The sequence below is a fragment of the Duganella sp. CT11-25 genome, from assembly GCF_047302815.1.
Classification (GTDB): Bacteria; Pseudomonadota; Gammaproteobacteria; order Burkholderiales; family Burkholderiaceae_D; genus Rugamonas.
Window position 1 is genome coordinate 6,191,834 of the sequence record NZ_JBKBFD010000001.1, and the last position, 23,199, is coordinate 6,215,032.

Sequence of the window (23,199 nt, forward strand, 5' to 3'; positions counted from 1 at the left end):
ACCGCATAGTGACTCACATCTACAACTTCTCCGCCGGCCCCGCCGTGTTGCCGAAGGAAGTGCTGGCGCAAGCCGCTGCCGAAATGCTGGACTGGCATGGCAGCGGCATGTCCGTCATGGAGATGAGCCACCGCGGGCCGGAGTTTATGTCGATTTACAAGGCGGCCGAGCGCGACCTGCGCGAGCTGCTGGCAGTACCGGACAACTACAAGATCTTGTTCATGCAGGGCGGCGGACTGTCGCAGAACGCCCTGATCCCGCTGAACCTCGTCGGCCACAAGCCGCAGCCAGCGACCATCGATTTTATCCATACCGGCTCGTGGTCGGGCAAATCCATCAAGGAAGCCGCCAAGTACGCCAACGTCAACGTCGCCGCGTCGTCGATGACGTCGGTGCCGCCGCAATCGACGTGGCAGCTCACGCCCGGCGCCGCCTACCTGCACATGTGCACCAACGAGACCATCGACGGCGTCGAGTTCGACTTCGACGCCGGCGTGCCGGATGCGCAGGATGCGCGGTTGGCCGAGACGCTGCTGGTGGCGGACATGTCCTCGCACATCCTGTCGCGTCGCATCGACGTCTCCAGGTACGGTTTGATCTTCGCCGGCGCGCAGAAGAACATCGGCCCGGCCGGCGTCACCATCGTCATCGTGCGCGAAGACCTGCTGGGCAAGGCGCTGCCGGCCTGCCCGTCGGCGTTCGACTTCAAGCTGGTGGCCGACAACGAATCGATGTACAACACGCCGCCCACCTACGGCATCTACATCGCCGGCCTGGTGTTCCAGTGGCTGAAGCGGCAGGGCGGCGTGGCGGAGATGGAGCGACGCGCCATCGCCAAGGCCGGGCTGCTGTACGCGGCGCTCGACGCCGACGATTTCTACACCACCCGCGTGGCGAAACAAAACCGTTCGCGCATGAACGTTCCCTTCTACCTGAAGGACGAGAGCCGGAACGAAGCATTCCTGGCCGGCGCCAAAGCGCGCGGCCTGCTGCAATTGAAGGGCCACAAGTCCGTCGGCGGGATGCGCGCATCGATCTACAACGCGATGCCTATCGAGGGCGTGCAAGCCCTGGTCGATTATTTGAACGAATTTGCTGGTCGCTAAAAAAACATCATGACAGACAAACTGACACCCCTGCGCGAGCAGATCGACGCCATCGATGCGCAGATCCTCGACCTGTTGAACCGCCGCGCCAAAGTGGCGCAGGAAGTCGGCCATATCAAGGCCGAGACCAACGCCCCGGTATTCCGCCCGGAACGCGAAGCGCAGGTGCTGCGCGGCGTGGCCGACCGCAATCCCGGCCCGATGGGCAATACCGAGCTGCAGACCATCTGGCGCGAGATCATGTCCGCCTGCCGCTCGCTGGAGAAGCGCGTTACCATCGCCTTCCTCGGCCCGGCCGGCACCTACAGCGAACAAGCCGTGTACCAGCAGTTCGGCACCGCCGTCGACGTGCTGCCGTGCGCCTCCATCGATGAGGTGTTCCGCGCCACCGAAGCCGGTACCGCCGAATTCGGCGTGGTGCCGGTCGAGAACTCGACCGAGGGCGCCATCGGCCGCACGCTGGACCTGCTGCTGCATACGCCGCTGACCATCAGCGGCGAGGTGTCGATCGCCGTGCGCCACAGCCTGCTGACCGGCACCGGCAACATGGACGGCATCACCGCCATCTGCGCCCACGCGCAGGCGCTGGCGCAGTGCCAGATCTGGCTCAACAACAACTACCCGGAGATCGAGCGCCGCGCCGTCTCGTCCAACGCCGAAGCGGCCCGCATGGCGCGCGACGACCACGGCATCGCCGCGATCGCCGGCGAACGCGCCGGCGTGCGCTACAGCCTGGGCACGGTCAAGGCCAACATCCAGGACGATCCGCACAACCGCACGCGCTTCGCCGTGATCGGCCACCTGCAGCCCGGCCCGTCGGGCGAGGACCGCACCTCGCTGGCGCTGGCCGCGCCGCACAAGGCCGGCTCGATCTACCGCCTGCTTGGCTCGCTGGCCCAGCACAATGTATCGATGACGCGCTTCGAGTCGCGCCCGGCCCGCACCGGCACGTGGGAGTACTACTTCTACGTCGACGTCGAAGGCCATGTCCAGAACGAGGCCGTGGCCAAGGCGCTGGATGAATTGCAGGGCAACGCCGCTTTCTTCAAGGTGCTCGGGTCCTACCCGGTCAGCTTGACCTAACTATAGAGAATCAGAGAGAGACCATGACCAAGAACTACGGCCCGGAGTACGTCCGCGCCATCGCCCCATACCAAGCCGGCAAACCGATTGCGGAAGTCGCGCGTGAATTCGGCCTCGAAGAAGAGGCGATCGTCAAACTGGCGTCGAACGAGAATCCGTTCGGCGTGCCGGAATCGGCCAAGCAGGCGATGGCCGCCGCTGTCGCGGAACTGGGCCGCTACCCGGACGCCAACGGCTTCGACCTGAAAGGCGCGCTGTCCAGGCGCTACGCCGTGCCGGCCGAGTGGATCACGCTGGGCAACGGCTCCAACGACATCCTGGAAATCGCCGCCCATGCCTTCGTCGAGCGCGGCCAGTCGATCGTCTATGCGCAGTACTCGTTCGCCGTGTACGCGCTGGCGACGCAAGGCGTGGGCGCGCGCCACATCGTGGTGCCGGCCAAGGCCTACGGCCACGACCTGCCGGCGATGCTGGCGGCGATCCAGGAGGATACCCGCCTGGTGTTCATCGCCAACCCGAACAACCCGACCGGCACGTTTATCCCGGCCGCCGACATCCAGGCCTTCCTGGACCAGGTGCCGGCCAACGTGGTGGTGGTGCTGGACGAGGCCTACAACGAATTCCTGGCCGAAGAAAACCAGTTCGAATCGGCCGAGTGGGTCAAGCAGTATCCCAACCTGCTGGTCTCGCGCACCTTCTCCAAGGCCTACGGCCTGGCGGGCCTGCGCGTCGGCTTCGGCATCGCCCAGCCGGCGCTGACCGATCTGATGAACCGCATCCGCCAGCCGTTCAACGTCAACTCGCTGGCGCAGGCGGCGGCCATCGCGGCGCTGAACGACAAGGATTTCCTGAAGCGCAGCGCGGCCAACAACGCCGCCGGCTACCAGCAGTTCACCGAGGCCTTCGACAAGCTGGGCCTGGAGTACGTGCCGTCGTACGGCAACTTCGTGCTGGTCAAGGTCGGCGGCGACCTGGCGGCCGGCGCGCGCGTCAACCTGGCGCTGCTGAAGCAGGGCGTGATCGTGCGCCCGGTCGGCAACTACGGCCTGCCGGAGTGGCTGCGCATTTCCATCGGCCTGCCGCAGGAGAACGCGGTGCTGATCGCGGCGCTGACCAAGGCGCTGGCGCAGTGATATGCCCATGCTGAACAAGGTCGTTATCTTTGGCGTGGGCCTGATCGGCGGCTCGTTTGCGCGGGCGCTGAAGAAGGCCGGCGCCGTCGGCAGCGTGGTGGGCATGGGCCGTTCGGCGGCCGCGATGGCGCGCGCGCTGGAGCTGGGCATCGTCGACGTCGTCGGCGGCGATGTGGCCGAGGCGCTGCGCGGCGCCGACCTGGTGCTGCTGGCCGCGCCGGTGGCGCAGACCGAGGCGATCCTGGCGGCGATCGCGCCGCACCTGCTGCCGGGCACCGTGGTCACCGACGCGGGCAGCACCAAGTCCGACGTGGTGGCCGCCGCGCGCCGCGCGCTGGGCGGCAAGATCGCCCAGTTCGTTCCGGGCCATCCGATCGCCGGCCGCGAGACCAATGGTCCCGACGCCGCCATCGACCATCTGTACGTCGGCAAGAAGTGCGTGCTGACGGCGTTGGATGAAAACGCGGCGGACGATGTCGAGCGCGTGGCGGCCGCATGGCGCGCCTGCGGTGCGCTCATCCATCGCTTGACGCCGCAGGAACATGACAAGGTGTTCGCCGCCGTGAGCCATCTGCCGCATTTGCTGGCGTATGCGCTGGTGGACGACATCGCGAAGAAGCCGCATGCGGACCTGCTGTTCCAGTATGCGGCCAGTGGCTTCCGCGATTTCACAAGGATCGCCGGATCGTCGCCCGAAATGTGGCGCGACATTAGCCTGGCCAACCAGTCGGCATTATTGACGGAGCTGGATGCGTATCTGGCACAATTGACGGGCCTGAGGGCGCGTCTCGCCGCCGGCGACGGGGCAGGGCTGGAGCGCGTGTACAGCAACGCCCAGCACGCCCGCCACCAGTGGATCACGGCGATCGAGGCGGCCGAGGCGCCGCCGTCGCAAGACAAGGCAGATTAACAGGAGGCTTGAGAGCCGTCGTTCCGGCGCAAGCGGGAATCCATGCCGCGCTGGCGTTCCATGGGTCCCCGCTGCCGCGAGGGCGACGGTTTTCCGGCCTCCGTAAAAGGAAACTGTATGACTCACGAATTTATTGACCTGCAAACGGTCGCGCACGTGGAGGGCGCGGTGCGCCTGCCGGGCTCGAAATCCATCTCCAACCGCATCCTGCTGTTGTCGGCGCTGTCGCAGGGCAAGGTCGACATCGTCGACCTGCTGGCCTCCGACGACACCGCCGTGATGCTGGCGGCGCTGCGCTCGCTGGGCGTGGACTGGCGCGAAGAGCGGACCGCCACCGGCACCATCCACCACGTCACCGGCGTGGCCGGCGTGTTCCCCAATCCATCGGCCGACCTCTTCATGGGCAACGCCGGCACCGCGATCCGTCCGCTGACCGCCGCGCTGGCCGTCATCGGCGGCGACTACACGCTGCACGGCGTGCCGCGCATGCATGAGCGTCCGATCGGCGACCTGGTCGACGCATTGAACGCCGCCGGCACCGACGTCGAATACACCGGCAACCCCGGCTTCCCGCCGCTGCACATCAAGCGGGGCAAGATCCACGCGCAGCGCCTGTCGGTGCGCGGCGACGTCTCCAGCCAGTTCCTGACCGCGCTGCTGATGGTGGCGCCGCTGATGGCGCGCGAGCACGCCATCAGCATCGATGTGATCGGCGAGCTGATCTCCAAGCCCTACATCGAAATCACGCTGAACCTGATCCGCCGCTTCGGCGTGAAGGTCGAGCAGAACGGCTGGGCGTCGTTCACCATCACGCCGGGCCAGGTCTACCAGTCGCCGGGCACCATCCACGTCGAGGGCGATGCGTCGTCGGCGTCGTACTTCCTGGCGGCCGGCGCGATCGCCGGCGGCCCGGTGCGGGTCGAAGGCGTGGGCAAGGACAGCATCCAGGGCGACGTGCGCTTCGCCGCCGCGCTGGAGCAGATGGGCGTGCAGATCACCATGGGCGACAACTGGATCGAGGCGCGCTCCAGCGGCGTGCTGAAAGCCATCGACGCCGACTTCAACCACATCCCGGACGCGGCCATGACGATCGCCATCGCCGCGCTGTACGCCGACGGCACCAGCACGCTGCGCAACATCGCCAGCTGGCGCGTCAAGGAAACCGACCGCATCGCGGCCATGGCGACCGAGCTGCGCAAGGTCGGCGCCGTCGTCGAAGAGGGCGCCGACTACATCAAGGTGACGCCGCCGGCCGTCATCACGCCTGCTACCATAGACACCTACGACGACCACCGCATGGCGATGTGCTTTTCGCTGGTGTCGCTGGACGGCGCCGCGCGCAAGGGCAACGTCATGCGCATCAACGATCCCAAGTGCGTGAACAAGACCTTCCCTGACTACTTCACCGCATTTGCAAAGATAGCAAAATAAATACAATGCCAACATCCCAAGTTCCAGTCATCACCATCGACGGCCCCACCGCATCCGGCAAGGGCACGGTCGCACATCGCGTTGCCGATAAGCTCGGCTTCCACTACCTGGACTCTGGCGCCCTGTACCGTCTGACGGCGCTGTCGGCACTGCGCCGCGGCACCGACCTGGCCGACGAGCACGCGCTGGCCAAGCTGGCCGAGCACCTGCAATGCAGTTTCCAGGGCGGCGACATCGTCTTGTCGCATGAAAACGTCACCGACGCCATCCGCGCCGAGGAGGTGGGTAATACCGCTTCCAAAATTGCAACCTTCCCCGCCGTGCGCCACGCGCTGGTGGGGCTGCAGCTGGGTTTCCGCAAGGCGCCGGGCGTGGTGGCGGACGGCCGCGACATGGGCTCGGTGATCTTCCCGCACGCCCAGTTGAAGGTGTTTTTGACGGCCTCGGTGGCCGCGCGTGCGGATCGCCGATATAAGCAATTGATTGGCAAGGGGTTTTCTGCTAATATGGAAGACCTACTGATGGATTTGCAAGCGCGCGACGACCGGGATACGCATCGGGCCATCGCACCGCTGGTCCCCGCAGAGGGGGCGCATGTGCTGGATACCTCGAACATGACCGCTGATGAAGCGGTCGATCAGGTGTTGCAGTGGTATGCGGCCGTCGGTAAATAGCACGTGCTAGGGCAACTCTGAGTGCCTTGGCTTTTTATTAACCCTAACCCAACTGAAGTCGCATTCGCGAGCCTTGTTGGTAACCTGGAAGTTACAATGTCTAATATGGAAAGTTTTGCAGCCCTCTTCGAAGAATCCCTGTCGCGTCAAGACATGCGTTCGGGCGAAGTGATCTCGGCTGAAGTCGTTCGTCTGGATCACAACTTCGTGATCGTCAACGCCGGCCTGAAATCGGAAGCATTCATCCCTGTTGAAGAATTCAAGAACGACCACGGCGAACTGGAAGTCAAAGTAGGCGACTTCGTTTCCGTGGCGATCGAATCGCTGGAAAACGGTTTCGGCGACACCATCCTGTCGCGCGACAAGGCCAAGCGTCTGGCTTCGTGGCTGGCACTGGAAAAAGCCATGGAATCGGGCGAGATCGTCGTCGGTACCGTCAACGGCAAAGTCAAGGGCGGCCTGACCGTTCTGACCAACGGCATCCGCGCCTTCCTGCCGGGTTCGCTGGTCGACACCCGTCCGGTGAAAGACACCACCCCATTCGAAGGCAAGACCCTCGAATTCAAAGTGATCAAGCTGGATCGCAAGCGTAACAACGTGGTTCTGTCCCGCCGCGCCGTCATCGAAGCTTCGATGGGCGAAGAGCGTCAGAAACTGATGGAAACGCTGAAAGAAGGCACCGTGGTGACCGGCGTCGTCAAAAATATCACCGACTACGGCGCGTTCGTGGATCTGGGCGGTATCGATGGCCTGCTGCACATCACCGACCTGGCATGGCGCCGTGTGCGTCACCCGTCGGAAGTCCTGACCGTTGGCCAGGAAATCACCGCCAAGGTCCTGAAGTACGATCAAGAGAAGAACCGTGTGTCCCTGGGCGTGAAGCAACTGGGCGACGATCCTTGGACCGGTCTGTCCCGTCGTTACCCGCAAGGCACCCGCCTGTTCGGTAAAGTGACGAACCTGACCGACTACGGCGCGTTCGTGGAAGTCGAGCAAGGCATCGAAGGCCTGGTGCACGTTTCCGAAATGGACTGGACCAACAAAAACGTCGCGCCAAACAAAGTTGTCCAGCTGGGCGACGAAGTTGAAGTGATGGTTCTGGAAATCGACGAAGAGCGTCGCCGTATTTCGCTGGGCATGAAACAGTGCAAAGCGAATCCATGGGATGACTTCGGCGTGACCCACAAGAAGGGCGATAAAGTCCGTGGCGCGATCAAGTCGATCACCGACTTCGGCGTGTTCATCGGCCTGGCCGGCAACATCGACGGCCTGGTGCACCTGTCCGACCTGTCCTGGACCGAAACCGGCGAAGAAGCCGTGCGTCGCTTCAAGAAGGGTGACGAACTGGAAGCCATCGTTCTGGCCATCGACGTTGAGCGCGAGCGCGTTTCCCTGGGCGTCAAGCAACTGGAAGGCGACCCGTTCAACAACTTCGCCGCCATGAACGACAAGGGCGCGCTGGTCACCGGCACCGTGAAATCGGTCGAGCCTAAAGGCGCCGTGATCCAACTGTCCGAAGAAGTCGAAGGCTATCTGCGTGCATCCGAAATCTCCCGCGACCGCGTGGAAGATGCGGGTACCCACCTGAAAGTCGGCGACTCCGTGGAAGCCCTGGTCATCAACATCGACCGCAAAGCTCGCAGCATCCAGCTGTCGATCAAAGCGAAAGACAATGTCGAGACCCAGGAAGCCATGCAGAAGATGGCAGCGACCGACAACAACGCAGCTTCGGGCACCACCAGCCTGGGCGCGCTGTTGAAAGCCAAGTTCGACAACAAGAACTAAGAACTAGTCGATGACTAAGTCCGAGTTGATCAACCGCCTGGCTGAGCGTTATTCTCAGCTGGTGGCCAAAGATGCGGAGTATGCCGTCAAGACCATTCTGGATGCGATGACCAACGCTTTGTCGACTGGCCAGCGCATCGAGATCCGCGGTTTTGGCAGCTTTGCTCTGAACAGCCGGCCACCTCGCATCGGACGTAATCCGAAGTCGGGCGACAAAGTGATGGTGCCCGAAAAACGGGTGCCGCACTTCAAGCCGGGCAAGCAATTGCGCGAGCGGGTTGACGCGATGGTCGGGCAACCGATCATCGAGGACTGAAGCGTCTGATAAGTTGGTAATAAAAGCGGCGTCCTCTGGATGCCGCTTTTTTTTGATCGCATTTTGATCTATACGGTTTCTAATGCCATACTGGCGCTCTTAGAAATCCAGAACAGGAACCAGGCTGATGAAATTCATATCCACCCTCATTGGATTCGTTCTTTTCGTCTTGTTTTTTGGCTTCGCCTTGAAAAACACGCAGGAAGTCGACCTGCATCTTTTCCTGCACTATGAGCTGCGCGGACCGCTGGTCCTGATCCTGCTCGGCTTCTTCGTGGCCGGCGCCGTGCTCGGCGTGCTGGCCCTGACGCCCACCGTGTTCCGCCATCGCCGCGAAACCAACAAGCACAAAACAACCATCAACACGCTGCAAACGACGGTGCTGCAGGCGAACGCCCAGCCGCAGCCGGACAGCGTCAACACCTTATAAAAACAACGCATGGAATTCGAACTCTGGTGGTTATTGGGTATCCCGGTCTTCTTCGGACTGGGCTGGGTCGCCGCGCGCGTCGACATTCGTCAACTGGTGTCCGAGTCGCGCACGCTGCCGCGCGGCTATTTCAAGGGCCTGAACTTCCTGCTCAACGAGCAGCCCGACAAGGCGATCGACGCCTTCATCGAGATCGTGCGGCTGGACCCGGAAACGGCCGACATGCACTTCGCGCTGGGCAACCTGTTCCGCCGCCGCGGCGAGACCGAGCGCGCCATCCGCGTGCACCAGAACCTGCTGTCGCGTCCCGACCTGCCGCAGGAGCAGAAGGAGCATGCGCAGTATGAGCTGGGCATGGACTACCTGAAGGCCGGCCTGCTGGACCGCGCCGAGGAAACCTTCAACTCCATGGTCAGCGGCCAGTACGCGGTGCAGGCGCGGCGCGCGCTGCTGGAGATCTTCCAGCGCGAGAAGGAGTGGCCGCGCGCCATCGAGGCCGCCATCGGCCTGCAGGAATCGGGCGCCGGTTCGCGCCAGAAGGAAATCGCGCAGTTCTACTGCGAGCTGGCGCAGGACGCGCTGGTGCACATGCATCCGGAAGACGCTTTGCCGCTGCTGGAGAAGTCGCTGCAGGCCGACCGCGTCAACGTGCGCGCGACCATGCTGAGCGGCGACGCCCAGCTGGCGCAGGGCAATGTCGAGGGCGCGCTGATGACCTGGCGCCGCGTCGAGCAGCTCAGCGTGCCGCATGTGGCGCTGGTGGCGCAGCGCATGATGGATGGCTACCGCAAGGTCGGCCGCCCGCAGGAAGGCGTCAACCTGCTCAAGTCCTACCTGGAGCAGGCGTCGTCGATCGACCTGCTGGAGGTGGTGTACAAGGCCGTGATGGAATTGCACGGCGTGGAGGCGGCCAAGGAGCTGGTGGTCGACGAGCTGCGCCGCACGCCGACGCTGATGGGCCTCGACAAGCTGCTGGAGGCGCGCCTGATCGACGCCCCGGCCGCGGTGGTGTCCGAACTGTCGCTGGTGAAGAACCTGGTGCACGGTTATACGCAGAAGCTGGCCCGCTACCAGTGCGGCCAGTGCGGTTTCAAGGCGCGCCAGTTCTACTGGCAGTGCCCCGGCTGCAGCCGCTGGGAGAGCTACCCGCCGCGCCGCACCGAAGAACTCAACGTCATGAATTAAGAAGCGCACCCCTATGAAAATCACCATCATCGGCACCGGCTATGTAGGCCTGGTGACCGGCGCCTGCCTGGCGGAACTGGGCAACGACGTGTTTTGCCTGGACGTCGACCAGAAGAAAATCGACCTGCTGAACAGCGGCGGCATCCCGATCCACGAACCGGGCCTGGAAGAAGTCGTGGCGCGCAACCGCGCCGCCGGCCGCATCCAGTTCTCGACCGACGTCGCGGCCTCGGTCGCGCACGGCGAGGTGCAGTTCATCGCCGTCGGCACGCCGCCGGACGAAGATGGCTCGGCCGACCTGCAATACGTGCTGGCTGCGGCGAAGAACATCGGCAAGCACATGGCCGGCTTCAAGGTCATCGTCGACAAATCCACCGTCCCGGTCGGCACGGCGGACCGCGTCAAGGCCGCGCTGCAGGCGGAGCTGGACGCGCGCGGCGAGCGCCTCGCGTTCTCGGTCGCCTCCAACCCGGAGTTCCTGAAAGAGGGCGCGGCGGTGGAAGACTTCATGCGTCCGGACCGCATCGTCATCGGCTGCGACAACACGCCCGAGGGCGACCGCGCGCGTGAACTGATGCGCAAGCTGTACGCGCCGTTCAACCGCCACCACGAGCGCACCCACTGGATGGATGTGCGCTCGTCCGAGTTCACCAAGTACGCCGCCAACGCCATGCTGGCCACGCGCATCTCGTTCATGAACGAACTGGCCAACCTGGCCGACCAGGTCGGCGTGGACATCGAAGCGGTCCGCCACGGCATCGGCTCCGATCCGCGCATCGGCCACAGCTTCCTGTACGCCGGCGCCGGCTATGGCGGCTCGTGCTTCCCGAAAGACGTGCAGGCGCTGGAGCGCACCGCGCGCCAGTACAGCCAGGACCTGCTGATCCTGCGCGCGGTGGAAGCGGTCAACGACAAGCAGAAGCTGGTGCTGGGGCAGAAGGTCGTCAAGCGCTTCGGCGACGATTTGAGCGGCAAGCATTTCGCGGTCTGGGGCCTGGCCTTCAAGCCGAACACCGACGACATGCGCGAGGCGCCGGCCCGCGTGCTGCTCAAGCAGCTGCTCGACAGCGGCGCCAGCGTGGCGGTCCACGATCCGGTCGCGATGGCGGAAGCGCGGCGCGTGCTGGCGCTGGACCTGAGCGCCGAGCAGCTGGCGCGCGTGCGCTTCGCCGACAGCCCGATGGACGCGCTGGCCGGCGCCGAGGCGCTGGTGATCGTCACCGAGTGGAAGGCCTTCCGCAGCCCGGACTTCGACCAGATCAGGGCCGCGCTGAAGCACGCCGTGATCTTCGACGGCCGCAACCTGTTCGAGCCGGAGGTGATGGCTGAAGCGGGCTTTGAATACCACGGCATCGGCCGTTCCATCCTGACCCGGGCATAAGCCATGACTACTTCCGTGACGACATACAAGGCGCCGGCGCTGGACAAGGTGCGCATCCTGGTGGTGGGCGATGTGATGCTGGACCGCTACTGGTTCGGCGATGTCAGCCGCATCTCGCCGGAGGCGCCGGTGCCCATCGTGCGCATCGAGAAGCGCGAAGCGCGCCTGGGCGGCGCCGCCAACGTGGCGCGCAACGCCGCCGCGCTGGGCGCCAGCGCGGGCCTGCTGGGCGTGGTCGGCGCCGACGAGGCGGGCACCGAGGTGGAGCAGATGCTGCAAAGCGGCGGCATCCACAGTTACCTGAAGCGCGACGACGCCATCTCCACCATCATCAAGCTGCGCGTGATCGGCCGCCAGCAGCAGATGGTGCGCATCGACTTCGAGGAAGCGCCGACCGACACCGTGCTGCGCGACAAGCTGGTGCAGTTCAAGGCGCTGCTGGCCGACTACGACGTGATCGTGCTGTCGGACTACGCCAAGGGCAGCCTGGTCAACGTGGCCGACATGATCGCGTCCGCGCGCGCCGCCGGCAAGGTGGTGATGGTCGATCCGAAGGGCGACGATTTTTCGCGCTACGCCGGCGCCACCGTGCTGACGCCGAACAAGTCGGAGATGAAGCGCATCGTCGGTAGCTGGAACAGCGAAGAGCAGCTGACCGCCAAGGCGCAGCAGCTGCGCGCCGACCTGAAGCTGGACGCGCTGCTGCTGACGCGCTCGGAGGAGGGCATGACGCTGTACACCGAGAACGAGCAGTTCCACATGCCGGCGCAGGCGCGCGAAGTGTTCGACGTTTCCGGCGCGGGCGATACCGTCATCGCCACCATGGCCTGCATGCTGGGCACGGGCGCCAGCTGGAACGACGCGGTGCAAACGGCCAACCGCGCCGGCGGCATCGTGGTCGGCAAGCTGGGCACGGCGACCGTCACGCGTGACGAACTGTTCGGCGCTTGATGTAGATCACGCAGGCGCTGTCAACCGTGGTTGAAGTACGCCGTTAAGGGCGTTCAAGGAGCGATTTTCGCCCTTGCTGGTATTCAACCACGGAGACAGACATGTTCAAGAAAATATTGCTGGCAATTGCAACGCTGGTTGCAATGACGAGCTTCGCTTTCGCGCAAGTCGACGTCAACAAGGCCGACCAGGCCGCGCTCGATTCGATCAAGGGCATCGGCCCGGCCAAGACCAAGGCCATCCTGGAAGAGCGCAAGAAGGGCGACTTCAAGGACTGGGCCGACTTTGAGCAGCGCGTCAAAGGGATAGGCGGGAAGAACGCCATCAAGCTGTCGCAGGCCGGCCTGCTGGTGAACGGCAAGCCGAAAGACGGCGCGCCGGCCGCAGCCGCGCCTGCCGCCAAACCGGCGCCGGCCGCCAAGCCGGCCCCCGCACCAGTCAAATAAACCGCAGCACCACAAGAAAGCCCCCGCCCGCACCGGGCGCGACATCGAGCGCGCCCAGGCCGGCGTGGGCTTTTTTATTCAGGCGTAGGGCGTGCCCGCCATTGCGGCCTTGATGCCGATGGTGCCCTTGTCGACAATCGCGATAAAGGTGGCTTGCGCTTCCCCGGTATCCCGCTTTTGCCGAAAAATCCGGTGCGACTGGATCAGCGCCACGGTCCATGTCGCCAACAGCAGACCGGCCGCCAGCTGGGCATCCGGATCCTCGGGTTCGCGGCCGGCGGATTCGGCCAGCGCGATCGCGACCACCTGCCAGATCTCGTTGCGTATCGCCCTGGCCCGGGCCTTGAGGGTTTCACTGCCTTCGATGGTGTCGACGAAGCCCTGGCTCTCGGCGGAAAACCTGACGTAAGGACTCTGTTCCGCCACCAGCCGATGGGCGAGCAGGCGCAAGGTCTCGACCGGCGTGACGCCGGGATCGCGCTGCCGCAACGCCAGGCGCAGCGCCTCGCGGCCTTCCTCGTCGCGATCAAAGAACATGTCCTCCTTGCGGGGGAAATGGTTGAACACCGTCATCCGTCCGACGTCGGCCGCCGCCGCGATCTCGTCCACCGTCACATGATCGAAGCCGCGCTCAAGGAACAGGCGGGTGGCGGCATTGGAGATGCTTTGTCGCGTGGCGAGACGCTTGCGGGATCGGAGATCGGATGGGATTGACATGGCGCCCATGATAGCATATCTTACATGTACTGAGTACATGTTTGGATTGAGTATGAAAATTTACGATGTCATTATTTCGGGCGCCGGCCCCGTGGGACTTTTCCTGGCCTGCGAGCTGGCCTTGGCCGAATGCTCCGTGCTGGTACTGGAAAAGGCGGAGCATCCGCATTCGCCGCTGAAGCGGCTGCCGTTCGGCATACGCGGGCTGTGGGCGCCCACGGTGGAGGCGTTCTACCGCCGTGGCCTGCTCGATGAACTGGCGATACCGCAGCGCCTCAAATCGCCTTTCGGCAATCAAGTTGCGGGATCACGCCAGCAGGCAGGGCACTTCGCGGGCATTCCTTTTTACTTCGAGGACATCGACGCCTCGCAGTGGACGCATCGCCTGCCCAGCTCCACCGACACCGGCCTGCTGTCCGAAATGGCGGAGCTGGAAACGGTGCTTGCCCGCCGCGCCCAAGCCCTGGGCGTGGAAATCAGGCGCGGGGCCGCCGCTGCCGGCTTTCATCAAACCGGGGACGGGGTCACCGTCCAGTCAGGCGAGCTGGCTTTTCAAGGCAAATGGCTGGTCGGCTGCGATGGCAGCCGTAGCGCCGTGCGCAAGGCCGGCGGTTTCGAGTTCGCCGGTACCGAGCCGGAATTTACCGGCTATTCCGCCCAGGTCGATATCGCGGATCCGGAGAAGCTCAATCCGGGCCGCAACCTGACGCCGACCGGCATGTACTTCCAATCGCAGCCGGGTTTCCTGGTGATGCAGGAGTTTGACGGCGGCGCATGCCACGGCGCGGAGCCTGTCACGCTGGAACAGGTTCAGGCGGTGCTGCGGCGCGTCTCGAACACCGACGTCACCATCAGCGCATTGCATACCGCCAGCACCTGGACCGACCGGGCGCGGCAGGCCACAAGCTACCGCAGCGGACGGGTTCTTTTGGCCGGCGATGCCGCGCACATCCACGCGCCGCTGGGAGGCCAGGGGCTCAACCTTGGCCTGGGCGACGCCATGAACCTGGGCTGGAAGCTCGCCGCCACCATTCATGGGACGGCGCCGGAAGGTTTGCTGGACAGTTATCAGCGCGAACGGCACCCGGTGGGCGTCCAGGTGCTGGATTGGTCGCGCGCGCAGGTTGCGCTGATGAGGCCGGACCCGCATGCCCGCGCGCTGAGCGCCATCGTCCGCGACCTGATGGAGACACGCGATGGCGCCACTTACATGGCGGGGCGGGTGCGGGGTGTTTTCATGCACTACAAGCTAGACGGCGACCATCCGCTGACGGGCCATGGCGTTCCCAACTTTGAATTGGAAGACGGCACGAGGATCGGCGAGCTGATGCGCGACGGCCGGGGGCTGCTGCTGGATTTCGATATGAACGCCGCGCTTGCCGCCTTGGCCGGCGAATACGGCGGCCGGATAAAATATGTCGCGGGCCGGGCGAAACAGCAGTTGGGCTTGAGCGCGCTGCTGATACGCCCCGACGGGTTTGTCGCCTGGGCTTCCGGCCAGGTTGCCGATCCCGCGGACGCCGGGCGCGCCGCCGCGACCTGGTTTTGAACTGTAACTGAATTGTTTCCGGCCCCCAATTCTTCGGTGGACGTGAGAAGATATCGCGATCTTTTCAACGGAGACCGCAGATGCAACTCAAGCCCCTCGTATTGACCATCCTGGCCGCCCTGGTCGCCGCGCCGGCCATCGCCGCCGCGCCCGACACGACGCGCCATCAGGCCCAGATCGACCAGATCGTCAAAGAGATTTCGCCGGCGCGCATCGAACGCTATATCACCAAGCTGGTGAGCTTCCGCACCCGCCACACGATGTCGGACACGGTTTCCGAGACCGAGGGCATCGGCGCCGCGCGGCGCTGGATCAAGGGCGAGCTGGAACGCTGCGGCGCGGCGCAGGGCGGCCGCCTGCAGGTGGCGTTCGACAGCCACATCACGCCGGTCTCCGCGCGCATCAGCCGTCCGACCGAGATCGTCAACGTGGTGGCGACCTTGCCCGGCACGCAGCCGGCATCGGTGGACCGCATGTACGTGGTCAGCGGCCACTATGATTCGCGCAACACCGACATCATGGACGCCAAGGGCGACGCGCCCGGCGCCAACGACGACGCTTCCGGCACCGCCGCCGTGATGGAGATGGCGTGCGTGATGGCCAAGTACAAATTCGACGCCACGCTGGTCTTCATGACCGTGGCGGCGGAGGAGCAGGGCTTGCTGGGCGCCGCGCACTGGGCGGAACTGGCCAGGCAGAAGAACCTGAACATCGCCGGCATGTTCACCAATGACATCATCGGCAGCTCGCGCGACGAGCACGGCAAGGTCGACGACAAGCAGGTGCGCCTGTTCGCCGAAGGCTTGCCGGTGCAGAAGGAAAACAGCGACGCCGTGAAGACGCTGGTGCAGACCGGCGGCGAGAACGATTCGCTGTCGCGCCAGTTGGCGCGCGCGGTGAAGGAGGCGGGCGAGCGCTATGTGCCGAAGTTTACCGTCAAAGTGATCCAGCGCCGCGACCGTTATCTGCGCGGCGGCGACCACATGCCGTTCCTGGAGCGCGGCTATGCGGCATTGCGCTTCACCGAGCCGGCCGAGGATTTCAATCACCAGCACCAGAACATCCGCACCGAGAACGGCGTGTTGATCGGCGACCTGCCGCAGTACGACGATTTCAACTACATCGCCCAGGTGGCGCGGGTGAACGCGGCGGCGCTGTCGTCGCTGTCGCTGGCGCCGGCCGCGCCGCAGAAGGTGCAGGTGCGTACCGCCAAGCTGCAGAACGATACCGAGCTGGTTTGGCAGGCCAACAGCGAGCCGGATCTGGCGGGCTACCGCATCGTCTGGCGCGACACCTCGGCCGCCGAGTGGCAGGGCAGCCGGTTCGTCGGCAAGGTGACCGAGTTCACGGTGCCGCTGTCGAAGGATAACGTCTACTTCGGCGTGCAGGCCATCGACAACGACGGCAACGCCAGCCCGGCCAGCTATCCGACGCCTTTGCGCTGATCGCCATGAAGATCTCCCGCATCCTGCACGCCGGTTATGTCTTCGAGTCCGAAGGCACGCAGATCCTGTTCGATCCGGTGTTCGAGAATCCGTTCAGCAGGAACTGCCACGCCTTCCCGGACGTGCGCTTCGACCTTGCGCAGATACGCGGGTTGCGGCCGGATGCGGTGTTCATCTCGCACTTCCATGACGACCATTGTTCGATGGAGAGCCTGGATCTGCTGGACCGCGATACGCCGATCTATCTGTATTGCCTGTTCGATGAACTGTTCGCGATGATACGCGCGCTGGGCTTCGTCAATGTGCTGGCGCTGGAGGTCGATGCGCCGGTGATGGTCGGCGCCATCGAAGTGATTCCGCGCAGGGCGCTGGATGCGGATGTGGATTCGATGTTCCACATCCGCGCCGGCGGACTGAATGTGCTCAACGTGGTCGATTCGTGGATGGACCCGGAGACGCTGGAGCAGCTCAAGCCCTTCGCGCCGTGGGATATGGTGCTGTGGCCGTTCCAGACCATGCGCGAGATCGATGTGATCGCGCCGTCGCGCGCCGAGGGCGGCCCGGTGGCGCTGCCGGAGGAGTGGCCGGAGCAGTTGCGCGCGCTGGACCCGCGCTACGTGGTGCCGAGTTCCTGCCAGTTCCAGCAGGAGCCATGGTCATGGTACAACCATGCGCTGTTCCCGATTAGCTATCGCCAGTTTGCGGACGAGGTCGGTGCTTGGCTGCCGGACGCGCGCGTGGTGCGGCTGAATCCATCGGTCGCGGTGGCGCTGACTGCCGAGGCATTGACGCCGGCCGCGCCGCTGCCGTGGGTGCTGCCGGTTGGCGAGCAGGATGTCGATTACGATTACGACGCCGGCATCACGCCGCCGCCGACAGCGGACATCGCGCGGCACTTCGCACCGCTCGATGCGCAGCAGACCGCGCTGGCGCTGGATTTCTGCCGCGTAGGCCTGATCGAGCGATATGAAGAAATGGAGCTGGCGCCGGACAGCTACTTTGAAACGCCGTGCGTGTGGCAGTTGTCGGTGTACGACCATGCGGGCGCGGTGCGGCAGTTCCGCTACCGCATTCATGGCGACAGCATCGCGCTGGTCGGCGACGAGGACGCGCCCACCTGGACCACCGAGATCCCGATCGCCAAGCTGTACGCCGGCCTGGCGCTGGGCGAATCGCTGACATCCATGTACATGCGCATCGCTGGCGCGCCGGCCGATGCCGACATCGTCGACGACCCGCTGATACGCTGCCTGTTCAACGACGCCTTCGGCGCGTACCAGGCGGCGCAGCTGAAACGCTTGAAGGTCGACTACGCGTAGGCTGTTTTTGAGTTTGCTGTTTGCCAGCCTGGGCGCGCAGGCGGCCTGCTTTTCAAGACCTTCGCGGAACCGGCCTTTTTCGGCCTTCTGAATCCTTCTATTTGTCTCTGGTTTCTTCTCTTGAGATGGGAAGAAAAAAAATAGAAGAAAAGAGCAAAATTCAAGAAGAAAAAGATGGCCAAAAGAGGACGCTTCGGCGAAGGAGAGAGAACAGGCTCCCCCTATGCATACTCCCGGCCTAGCGGTGGCTGGAGCGCAGTTCCTCCGGGCTGAGTACATAGTCCGGGCTGTCGAGCAAACGGCTGACGGCCAGATCGATGAAAGCGCGGGCCCGCACCGGCAAGGATGTCCTGCTGCCGAAGTAGACGAAATAGCTGGCGATGTCCGACATGTAGTCGGTCAGCAAAGGCACGAGTTGCCCGGACCGGATGTACGGTCCGGCCGTGACGCCCGCCAACTGTCCAATGCATTGCCCGGACAGCACGGCCTGCAGTTCCAGTACCTCGTCATTGGTGCAAATATAGGGCGCCACCGGGATATCGACAAAGGCGTTATCGAGCTTCAGGTGCCATGCCGCGACCTTGCCGGTGGCGGGGTGGCGGAACGCCGTGCAGCGGTGCGAGGCCAACGCCGCCGGCGTGTCCGGCGCGCCATGGCGCTCCACATACGCAGGCGTGGCGCAAACCACCAGCTGGAGCGGAAACAGCCGCCGCGCGACGACGCCTTCGTGCGGCGAAGGCCCCAGGCGGAAGCCCACGTCAACCCGGTCCTCGACCCAGTTGCCTAGCTTGTCCTCCAGCTGCACGTCCGGCTGGATGCGGGGATACAGCGCGCAAAACTCTTCAAGCAATTTCCAGATGATGGGTTGGAAAGTCGTCCGGGGGCCGACGATGCGCAGCGGCCCCGCGATTTCCTCCTTGGCGTGCCTGACGTTCTGGACCGCCCGCTGAAGGCTCAGCAGGGCCGGCTGCGCCTCTTCAAAGAAGCGCTGGCCTTCGTCCGTCAGCGACATCACGCGCGTGGTGCGATGAAACAGCCGGACGTCCAGGTGCCGTTCCAGCTGGGCGAGCGCCTGGCTGGCCGCTTGCGGGCTCAGGCCCTGCGCGTCGGCCGCTTTGCGCAGGCTGCCGAGTTCGGCGGTTTTCACAAAGGTGGAAATGGAGCGTAATTCGTTGATGGCCATGGTCGATTATCACGAAATGCTTGCTAATGATTAAAGTAATACCATACTACTCCGATGTTAATCCCGCGCGTATATTGCTTCCATTCAGCCGGCTCAGGAAAGGAATCCCATATGCAGCACGTCACCTTGAACAACGGCATCACAATGCCCATCCTCGGATTCGGGGTCTTCCAGATCCCCGACCCGCAGGAGTGCGAGCGCTGCGTGGTCGACGCGCTCGGCACCGGCTACCGCCTGATCGACACGGCGGCGTCGTACATGAATGAAGAAGCGGTCGGCAAGGGGATCAGGAACAGCGGCGTCAAGCGCGAGGACATTTTTCTCACGAGCAAGCTATGGGTGCAGGATGCCGGCTACGAACGCACCAGGATCGCGATCGACAAGTCCCTGCGCCGGCTGCAGTCGGACTATCTCGACCTGTTCCTGATCCACCAGCCGTTCGGGGACGTGTTTGGCGCGTGGCGGGCGATGGAGGAGGCTTACCGTGGCGGCAAGCTGCGCGCCATCGGCGTCAGCAATTTTCATCCTGACCGGCTGATGGATCTGATGGGGTTTAACCAGGTGCCGCCGGCGGTCAACCAGGTGGAAGCGAATCCCTTTCACCAGCAGGCGGAGAGCGTGTCGTTCATGCGCGATAACGGCGTGCAGGCCGAGGCCTGGGCGCCATTCGCGGAAGGCCGCAACAATCTGTTCCATAACGAACTGCTGGCCGCCATCGGCGCCAGGCATGGCAAATCGGTCGGACAAGTTGTGCTGCGCTGGCTGGTACAGCGCGGCATCGTCACGCTCGCCAAGTCGGTGCGGCGCGAGCGGATGGCCGAGAATCTGGACGTGTTCGATTTCGCGCTGGACGACGCCGAGATGGCCGGCATCGCCACATTGGAAACCGGCGTCAGCAGCTTCTTCTCGCACCGCGATCCGGCGATGGTCAAGTGGATGCAGGAACGCCGGCTCGACATCTAAGGAGACCGCCAATGAAAACCTACCTCGCGATTGCCGCGTTGACGGCGTGCGTACAGCTGCCGGCCGGCGCGGCGGAACCGTCGCGCGCGCAGCAGCTGATGGGCGATGTCGCCCCCAAGCTGGCCGACCTGACGGACCAGGTGCTGTATGGCGACATCTGGCAGCGGCCCGGACTGTCAAAGCGGGACCGCAGCCTGGTCACCGTCAGCGCGCTGATCGCGATGAACCGTCCCGACCAGCTGCGTTCGCACCTGCTGCTGGCGCGCGAGAACGGCTTGATGCAGACCGAGATCAGCGAGGCGATCACGCACCTGGCTTTTTACGCCGGCTGGCCCAACGCGGTCACGGCCGCCTCGGTGGCCAAGGAAGTCCTGGGCAAGTCCGACACCTGGGCCGCCGGCAAGTCCGGTGGGCCGTTGACGATACAGGAGCAGGGCAGCTATGCGGTCGGCGGCTCGATCGTCAAGGCCGGCGGCAGCTTCGATCCCGTCAAGCTGGGCCCCGAAGGGCAAACGCTGCACGGCGACCACGCGCGGGTGTTCTACCAGTTGCCGGTGAACGCGCGCAAGCTGCCGCTGGTGATGTGGCACGGCTACGGCGAATTCTCCAAGACGTGGGAAAGCACGCCGGACGGGCGCGAAGGCTTCCAGACCATCTTCCTGCGGCGGCGGTTCCCGGTGTACCTGCTCGACCAGCCCCGCCGGGGCGGCGCGGCGCGCGGCACGCAGGGGGCGGCGATCGATCCGGTGCCGGACGAGCAGCGCTGGTTCAACCAGTTCCGCCTTGGCCGCTGGCCCGGCCTTTACGCCGGCGTGCAGTTCTCGCGCGACCCGGAAGCCTTGAACCAGTACTTCCGCCAGATGGTGCCCGATACCGGCCCGCTGGACGCCGGCGTGGCCACCGACGCCGTATCGGCATTGTTCGACAAGATAGGGCCGGGCATCCTGGTGACGCATTCGCACGCGGGCGGTTTCGGCTGGCTTGCCGTCATGAAGAATCCCAGGATCCGCGCGGTGGTGTCGTTTGAGCCGGGCAGCGGCTTCGTGTTTCCGGCGGGAGAGCTGCCGCCGGCGATGCCCAGCGCCGCCGGCACGCTGGAGGGCGTGAGCGTGCCGCTGGCGGAGTTTTTAAAACTGACCAAGGTTCCGATCGCGATCTACTATGGCGACAACATCCCGTCGGCGCCAAGCGCCATGCCGGGGGAGGACAACTGGCGCGTGCGCCTTGAGATGGCGCGGCTGTGGGCCGCCGCCGTGAACCGGCACGGCGACGACGTCACGCTGGTGCACCTGCCGGAAGTGGGCATCCGTGGCAACACGCACTTTCCGTTCTCCGACCTCAACAACGTCGAGGTGGCGGACCAGATGTCCAGGTTCCTCGCCGAAAAGCAGCTGGACTAGCTGAACACCTTGTCGGCCGGCAGGTTGGCCAGGAACTGGTGGATCTGCGCCACCACCGCCGCGCCTTCGCCGACCGCGGCGGCGACCCGCTTGGTGGAGCTGGCGCGCACGTCGCCGATGGCGAACACGCCCGGCACGCTGGTCTCGAGCGCCGCGCGCGACGGCATGTCGCGCGGGTAGACGCCGTTGGCGAAGTTGGCCTTGCACTGCGCCTTGGTGACGTCGAAGCCGGTGCGGATGAAGCCGTGGCTGTCGACGTCGACGCCGCAGTCGCTCAGCCACGCCGTGTTCGGATCGGCGCCGATGAACAGGAACACGCGGCACACGTTGTAGTCGCATTCCTCCTCGCGCTTGGAGTTGCGGATGCGCACCTGTTTCAAGCCATCCTCGTCGCCCTCCAGCGCGACGATCTCGGAATGCGTGTGCAGCTCGATATTCGGCGTCGCCAGGATGCGCTCGATCAGATAGCTCGACATGGTCGACGCCAGGCTGTCCTTGCGGATCAGCATGTGCACCTTGGACGCGTGCCCGGACAGGAACACCGCCGCCTGGCCGGCCGAGTTGCCGCCGCCGACCAGCACGATCTCTTCCGTCTTGCACAGCTTGGCCTCGATCGGCGAGGCCCAGTAGTAAATCCCCTTGCCCTCGAACTGCTTCAGGTTGGCCAGCGATGGCCGGCGATAGCGCGCGCCGCACGACAGCACCACGGTCTTGGCTTTCAGGTGCTGCAGGCTGCCGCACATTTCCACCTGCAGCGGATAGGTGTCGCAGATCAGGCGGCCGGCCGGCGCCGGGATCGCGACCTCGACGCCGAACTTTTGCGCCTGCACGTAGGCGCGGCCCGCCAGCGCGCCGCCGGAGATGCCGGTCGGGAAGCCGAGGTAGTTTTCGATGCGCGCGCTGGCGCCGGCCTGGCCGCCGTAGGCGCGCGTCTCCAGCGCCAGCACCGACAAGCCCTCCGACGCCGCGTACACCGCCGTGGCCAGCCCGGCGGGGCCGGCGCCGACCACGATCACGTCCCACACCTTGTCGCCGCTGAGCTCGGGCAGCATGCCCAGGCAGCGGCCGATCTCCACCACGGTCGGGTTTTTCTTGACGATGCCGTCCGGGCAGACCACCAGCGGCAAGTCTTCCGGCTTGGGCTGGTAGTGCTCCATCAGGTCGGCCGCCTGCTGGTCGACCTGCGGGTCGAGCACGCTGTGCGGATGGCCGTTGGCCAGCAGGAAGCTTTGCAGCGTGTGGATGCGGCCGTGGCCACGCGGGCCGACGATCACCGGGCCGCCGGAATTCTGCTCGATCAGGCCGACGCGCCGCAGGATCAGCGCGCGCACGATGCGCTCGCCCAGGTCGGCGTGCGCGACCAGCAGCGCGCGCAGCGATTCGGACGGCACCACCAGCACCTCGACGTCGCCGTCGGCCTCGCCGTTGCCCAGCGACGGCCGGCCCGACAGCTGCGCCACCTCGCCGCTGAACTGGCCCGGCATGTGGGTGGTGATGTAGGAGCTGTTGCCCAGGCCGTCGTAGCGGGTGACCTTGATGCCGCCCTGCAGCACCAGCATCAGGCCGAAGCTGGTCTTGCCGGCCTCGAAGATCATCTCGCCGTTCTTAAAGTGGCGCACGTGGCCGAAGCGCATCATGTGCTTGATGTCGGCTTCGCTGAGCGTCGGGAAAATCTGGTGCCGGCGCTGTTCGAGGTCGAGCGTGGACGTCAGTTCAATCGGGGAGTTGGCCATAGTGGTCGGTGCGTTAAAGTAGTTGCAGATATGTGGTCAGTCTATCTTATGCGCCGGCG

At 64.8% G+C, this 23,199-nt stretch carries 21 protein-coding genes; 18 read left to right on the plus strand and 3 right to left on the minus strand.

Features of this window, described 5'->3' with window-relative positions; all coding sequences use genetic code 11:
* The first annotated feature begins 8 nt into the window (after positions 1–8).
* The 13 genes from serC to ACEN9F_RS26890 all read left to right on the plus strand — a co-directional run bounded on the left by serC (position 9) and on the right by ACEN9F_RS26890 (position 12,831).
* Complete coding sequence (gene serC, locus ACEN9F_RS26830) at positions 9–1,106, plus strand: 3-phosphoserine/phosphohydroxythreonine transaminase (RefSeq protein WP_413425060.1); 1,098 nt, start codon at positions 9–11, stop codon at positions 1,104–1,106.
* A gap of 9 nt (positions 1,107–1,115) precedes the next feature.
* The gene (pheA, locus tag ACEN9F_RS26835; RefSeq protein ID WP_413425062.1) at positions 1,116–2,189 is read left to right on the plus strand and encodes a prephenate dehydratase; all 1,074 of its coding nucleotides are present in this window, start codon (positions 1,116–1,118) and stop codon (positions 2,187–2,189) included.
* A gap of 23 nt (positions 2,190–2,212) precedes the next feature.
* Complete coding sequence (gene hisC, locus ACEN9F_RS26840; RefSeq protein ID WP_413425064.1) at positions 2,213–3,322, plus strand: histidinol-phosphate transaminase; 1,110 nt, start codon at positions 2,213–2,215, stop codon at positions 3,320–3,322.
* 7 nt (positions 3,323–3,329) lie between these two features.
* Positions 3,330–4,232 (plus strand): prephenate dehydrogenase, encoded by a 903-nt coding sequence (locus tag ACEN9F_RS26845; protein ID WP_413427188.1) that lies wholly within the window; start codon positions 3,330–3,332, stop codon positions 4,230–4,232.
* A 117-nt stretch (positions 4,233–4,349) separates the two neighbouring features.
* Complete coding sequence (gene aroA, locus ACEN9F_RS26850) at positions 4,350–5,663, plus strand: 3-phosphoshikimate 1-carboxyvinyltransferase (protein WP_413425066.1); 1,314 nt, start codon at positions 4,350–4,352, stop codon at positions 5,661–5,663.
* Positions 5,664–5,668: 5 nt separating this feature from the next.
* Positions 5,669–6,337: a (d)CMP kinase gene (gene cmk / locus ACEN9F_RS26855; protein WP_413425068.1), complete on the plus strand. Its 669-nt coding sequence runs from the start codon at positions 5,669–5,671 to the stop codon at positions 6,335–6,337.
* 105 nt (positions 6,338–6,442) lie between these two features.
* The gene (rpsA, locus tag ACEN9F_RS26860) at positions 6,443–8,122 is read left to right on the plus strand and encodes a 30S ribosomal protein S1 (RefSeq protein WP_413427190.1); all 1,680 of its coding nucleotides are present in this window, start codon (positions 6,443–6,445) and stop codon (positions 8,120–8,122) included.
* A gap of 10 nt (positions 8,123–8,132) precedes the next feature.
* Positions 8,133–8,438: an integration host factor subunit beta gene (locus ACEN9F_RS26865; RefSeq protein WP_072787195.1), complete on the plus strand. Its 306-nt coding sequence runs from the start codon at positions 8,133–8,135 to the stop codon at positions 8,436–8,438.
* A gap of 127 nt (positions 8,439–8,565) precedes the next feature.
* Positions 8,566–8,868, plus strand: a complete 303-nt coding sequence (locus tag ACEN9F_RS26870; RefSeq protein WP_413425070.1) for a LapA family protein — start codon at positions 8,566–8,568, stop codon at positions 8,866–8,868.
* A gap of 9 nt (positions 8,869–8,877) precedes the next feature.
* Positions 8,878–10,053, plus strand: coding sequence for a lipopolysaccharide assembly protein LapB (gene lapB / locus ACEN9F_RS26875; RefSeq protein ID WP_413425072.1), 1,176 nt, complete (start codon positions 8,878–8,880; stop codon positions 10,051–10,053).
* Positions 10,054–10,066: 13 nt separating this feature from the next.
* A complete protein-coding gene (locus ACEN9F_RS26880; RefSeq protein ID WP_413425074.1) occupies positions 10,067–11,434 on the plus strand; it encodes a UDP-glucose dehydrogenase family protein in 1,368 nt (455 codons plus the stop codon).
* Positions 11,435–11,437: 3 nt separating this feature from the next.
* Positions 11,438–12,385 carry a D-glycero-beta-D-manno-heptose-7-phosphate kinase gene (gene rfaE1, locus ACEN9F_RS26885; protein WP_413425076.1) on the plus strand — a complete coding sequence of 316 codons (948 nt, stop codon included), beginning with the start codon at positions 11,438–11,440 and terminating at the stop codon, positions 12,383–12,385.
* Positions 12,386–12,486: 101 nt separating this feature from the next.
* Positions 12,487–12,831 carry a ComEA family DNA-binding protein gene (locus tag ACEN9F_RS26890; RefSeq protein WP_413425078.1) on the plus strand — a complete coding sequence of 115 codons (345 nt, stop codon included), beginning with the start codon at positions 12,487–12,489 and terminating at the stop codon, positions 12,829–12,831.
* Between the two features lie 78 nt (positions 12,832–12,909).
* On the opposite strand, the gene ACEN9F_RS26895 is transcribed toward ACEN9F_RS26890, so the two are convergent.
* On the minus strand, positions 12,910–13,557 hold the full coding sequence (locus ACEN9F_RS26895; RefSeq protein ID WP_413425080.1) for a TetR/AcrR family transcriptional regulator: 648 nt from the start codon (positions 13,555–13,557) through the stop codon (positions 12,910–12,912).
* Positions 13,558–13,600: 43 nt separating this feature from the next.
* Between ACEN9F_RS26895 and ACEN9F_RS26900 the strand changes: the two genes are divergently transcribed.
* The 3 genes from ACEN9F_RS26900 (at position 13,601) to ACEN9F_RS26910 (ending at position 17,861) form a co-directional block, all read left to right on the plus strand.
* Entirely contained in the window at positions 13,601–15,097 is a 1,497-nt protein-coding gene (locus ACEN9F_RS26900) for an FAD-dependent monooxygenase (protein ID WP_413425082.1), read from the plus strand.
* A gap of 80 nt (positions 15,098–15,177) precedes the next feature.
* A complete protein-coding gene (locus tag ACEN9F_RS26905) occupies positions 15,178–16,542 on the plus strand; it encodes a M28 family peptidase (protein WP_413425083.1) in 1,365 nt (454 codons plus the stop codon).
* A gap of 5 nt (positions 16,543–16,547) precedes the next feature.
* Positions 16,548–17,861 (plus strand): MBL fold metallo-hydrolase, encoded by a 1,314-nt coding sequence (locus ACEN9F_RS26910; RefSeq protein WP_413425085.1) that lies wholly within the window; start codon positions 16,548–16,550, stop codon positions 17,859–17,861.
* 238 nt (positions 17,862–18,099) lie between these two features.
* Here the strand turns inward: ACEN9F_RS26910 and ACEN9F_RS26915 are convergent, their stop codons facing one another.
* Positions 18,100–19,044, minus strand: coding sequence for a LysR substrate-binding domain-containing protein (locus ACEN9F_RS26915; RefSeq protein ID WP_413425087.1), 945 nt, complete (start codon positions 19,042–19,044; stop codon positions 18,100–18,102).
* Positions 19,045–19,155: 111 nt separating this feature from the next.
* On the opposite strand from ACEN9F_RS26915, the gene ACEN9F_RS26920 reads away from it, so the two are divergent.
* A complete protein-coding gene (locus ACEN9F_RS26920) occupies positions 19,156–20,007 on the plus strand; it encodes an aldo/keto reductase (RefSeq protein ID WP_413425089.1) in 852 nt (283 codons plus the stop codon).
* 11 nt (positions 20,008–20,018) lie between these two features.
* A complete protein-coding gene (locus ACEN9F_RS26925) occupies positions 20,019–21,407 on the plus strand; it encodes a carboxymuconolactone decarboxylase family protein (RefSeq protein ID WP_413425091.1) in 1,389 nt (462 codons plus the stop codon).
* Here ACEN9F_RS26925 and ACEN9F_RS26930 read toward each other — a convergent pair.
* On the minus strand, positions 21,404–23,140 hold the full coding sequence (locus ACEN9F_RS26930; protein WP_413425092.1) for an FAD-dependent oxidoreductase: 1,737 nt from the start codon (positions 23,138–23,140) through the stop codon (positions 21,404–21,406). The genes ACEN9F_RS26925 and ACEN9F_RS26930 overlap by 4 nt on opposite strands.
* Between the last annotated feature and the right edge of the window lie 59 nt (positions 23,141–23,199).

Bases quoted from the DNA above. Each gene is read 5' to 3' on its own strand.
- ACEN9F_RS26865 (WP_072787195.1), top strand. From the start codon at position 8,133: ATGACTAAGTCCGAGTTGATCAACCGCCTGGCTGAGCGTTATTCTCAG.
- aroA (WP_413425066.1), top strand. From the start codon at position 4,350: ATGACTCACGAATTTATTGACCTGCAAACGGTCGCGCACGTGGAGGGC.
- ACEN9F_RS26915 (WP_413425087.1), bottom strand. From the start codon at position 19,044: ATGGCCATCAACGAATTACGCTCCATTTCCACCTTTGTGAAAACCGCC.
- rpsA (WP_413427190.1), top strand. From the start codon at position 6,443: ATGGAAAGTTTTGCAGCCCTCTTCGAAGAATCCCTGTCGCGTCAAGAC.
- ACEN9F_RS26880 (WP_413425074.1), top strand. From the start codon at position 10,067: ATGAAAATCACCATCATCGGCACCGGCTATGTAGGCCTGGTGACCGGC.
- ACEN9F_RS26920 (WP_413425089.1), top strand. From the start codon at position 19,156: ATGCAGCACGTCACCTTGAACAACGGCATCACAATGCCCATCCTCGGA.
- ACEN9F_RS26845 (WP_413427188.1), top strand. From the start codon at position 3,330: ATGCTGAACAAGGTCGTTATCTTTGGCGTGGGCCTGATCGGCGGCTCG.
- pheA (WP_413425062.1), top strand. From the start codon at position 1,116: ATGACAGACAAACTGACACCCCTGCGCGAGCAGATCGACGCCATCGAT.
- rfaE1 (WP_413425076.1), top strand. From the start codon at position 11,438: ATGACTACTTCCGTGACGACATACAAGGCGCCGGCGCTGGACAAGGTG.
- ACEN9F_RS26930 (WP_413425092.1), bottom strand. From the start codon at position 23,140: ATGGCCAACTCCCCGATTGAACTGACGTCCACGCTCGACCTCGAACAG.
- ACEN9F_RS26890 (WP_413425078.1), top strand. From the start codon at position 12,487: ATGTTCAAGAAAATATTGCTGGCAATTGCAACGCTGGTTGCAATGACG.
- cmk (WP_413425068.1), top strand. From the start codon at position 5,669: ATGCCAACATCCCAAGTTCCAGTCATCACCATCGACGGCCCCACCGCA.
- lapB (WP_413425072.1), top strand. From the start codon at position 8,878: ATGGAATTCGAACTCTGGTGGTTATTGGGTATCCCGGTCTTCTTCGGA.
- ACEN9F_RS26900 (WP_413425082.1), top strand. From the start codon at position 13,601: ATGAAAATTTACGATGTCATTATTTCGGGCGCCGGCCCCGTGGGACTT.
- ACEN9F_RS26925 (WP_413425091.1), top strand. From the start codon at position 20,019: ATGAAAACCTACCTCGCGATTGCCGCGTTGACGGCGTGCGTACAGCTG.
- hisC (WP_413425064.1), top strand. From the start codon at position 2,213: ATGACCAAGAACTACGGCCCGGAGTACGTCCGCGCCATCGCCCCATAC.
- ACEN9F_RS26895 (WP_413425080.1), bottom strand. From the start codon at position 13,557: ATGGGCGCCATGTCAATCCCATCCGATCTCCGATCCCGCAAGCGTCTC.
- ACEN9F_RS26905 (WP_413425083.1), top strand. From the start codon at position 15,178: ATGCAACTCAAGCCCCTCGTATTGACCATCCTGGCCGCCCTGGTCGCC.
- ACEN9F_RS26870 (WP_413425070.1), top strand. From the start codon at position 8,566: ATGAAATTCATATCCACCCTCATTGGATTCGTTCTTTTCGTCTTGTTT.
- ACEN9F_RS26910 (WP_413425085.1), top strand. From the start codon at position 16,548: ATGAAGATCTCCCGCATCCTGCACGCCGGTTATGTCTTCGAGTCCGAA.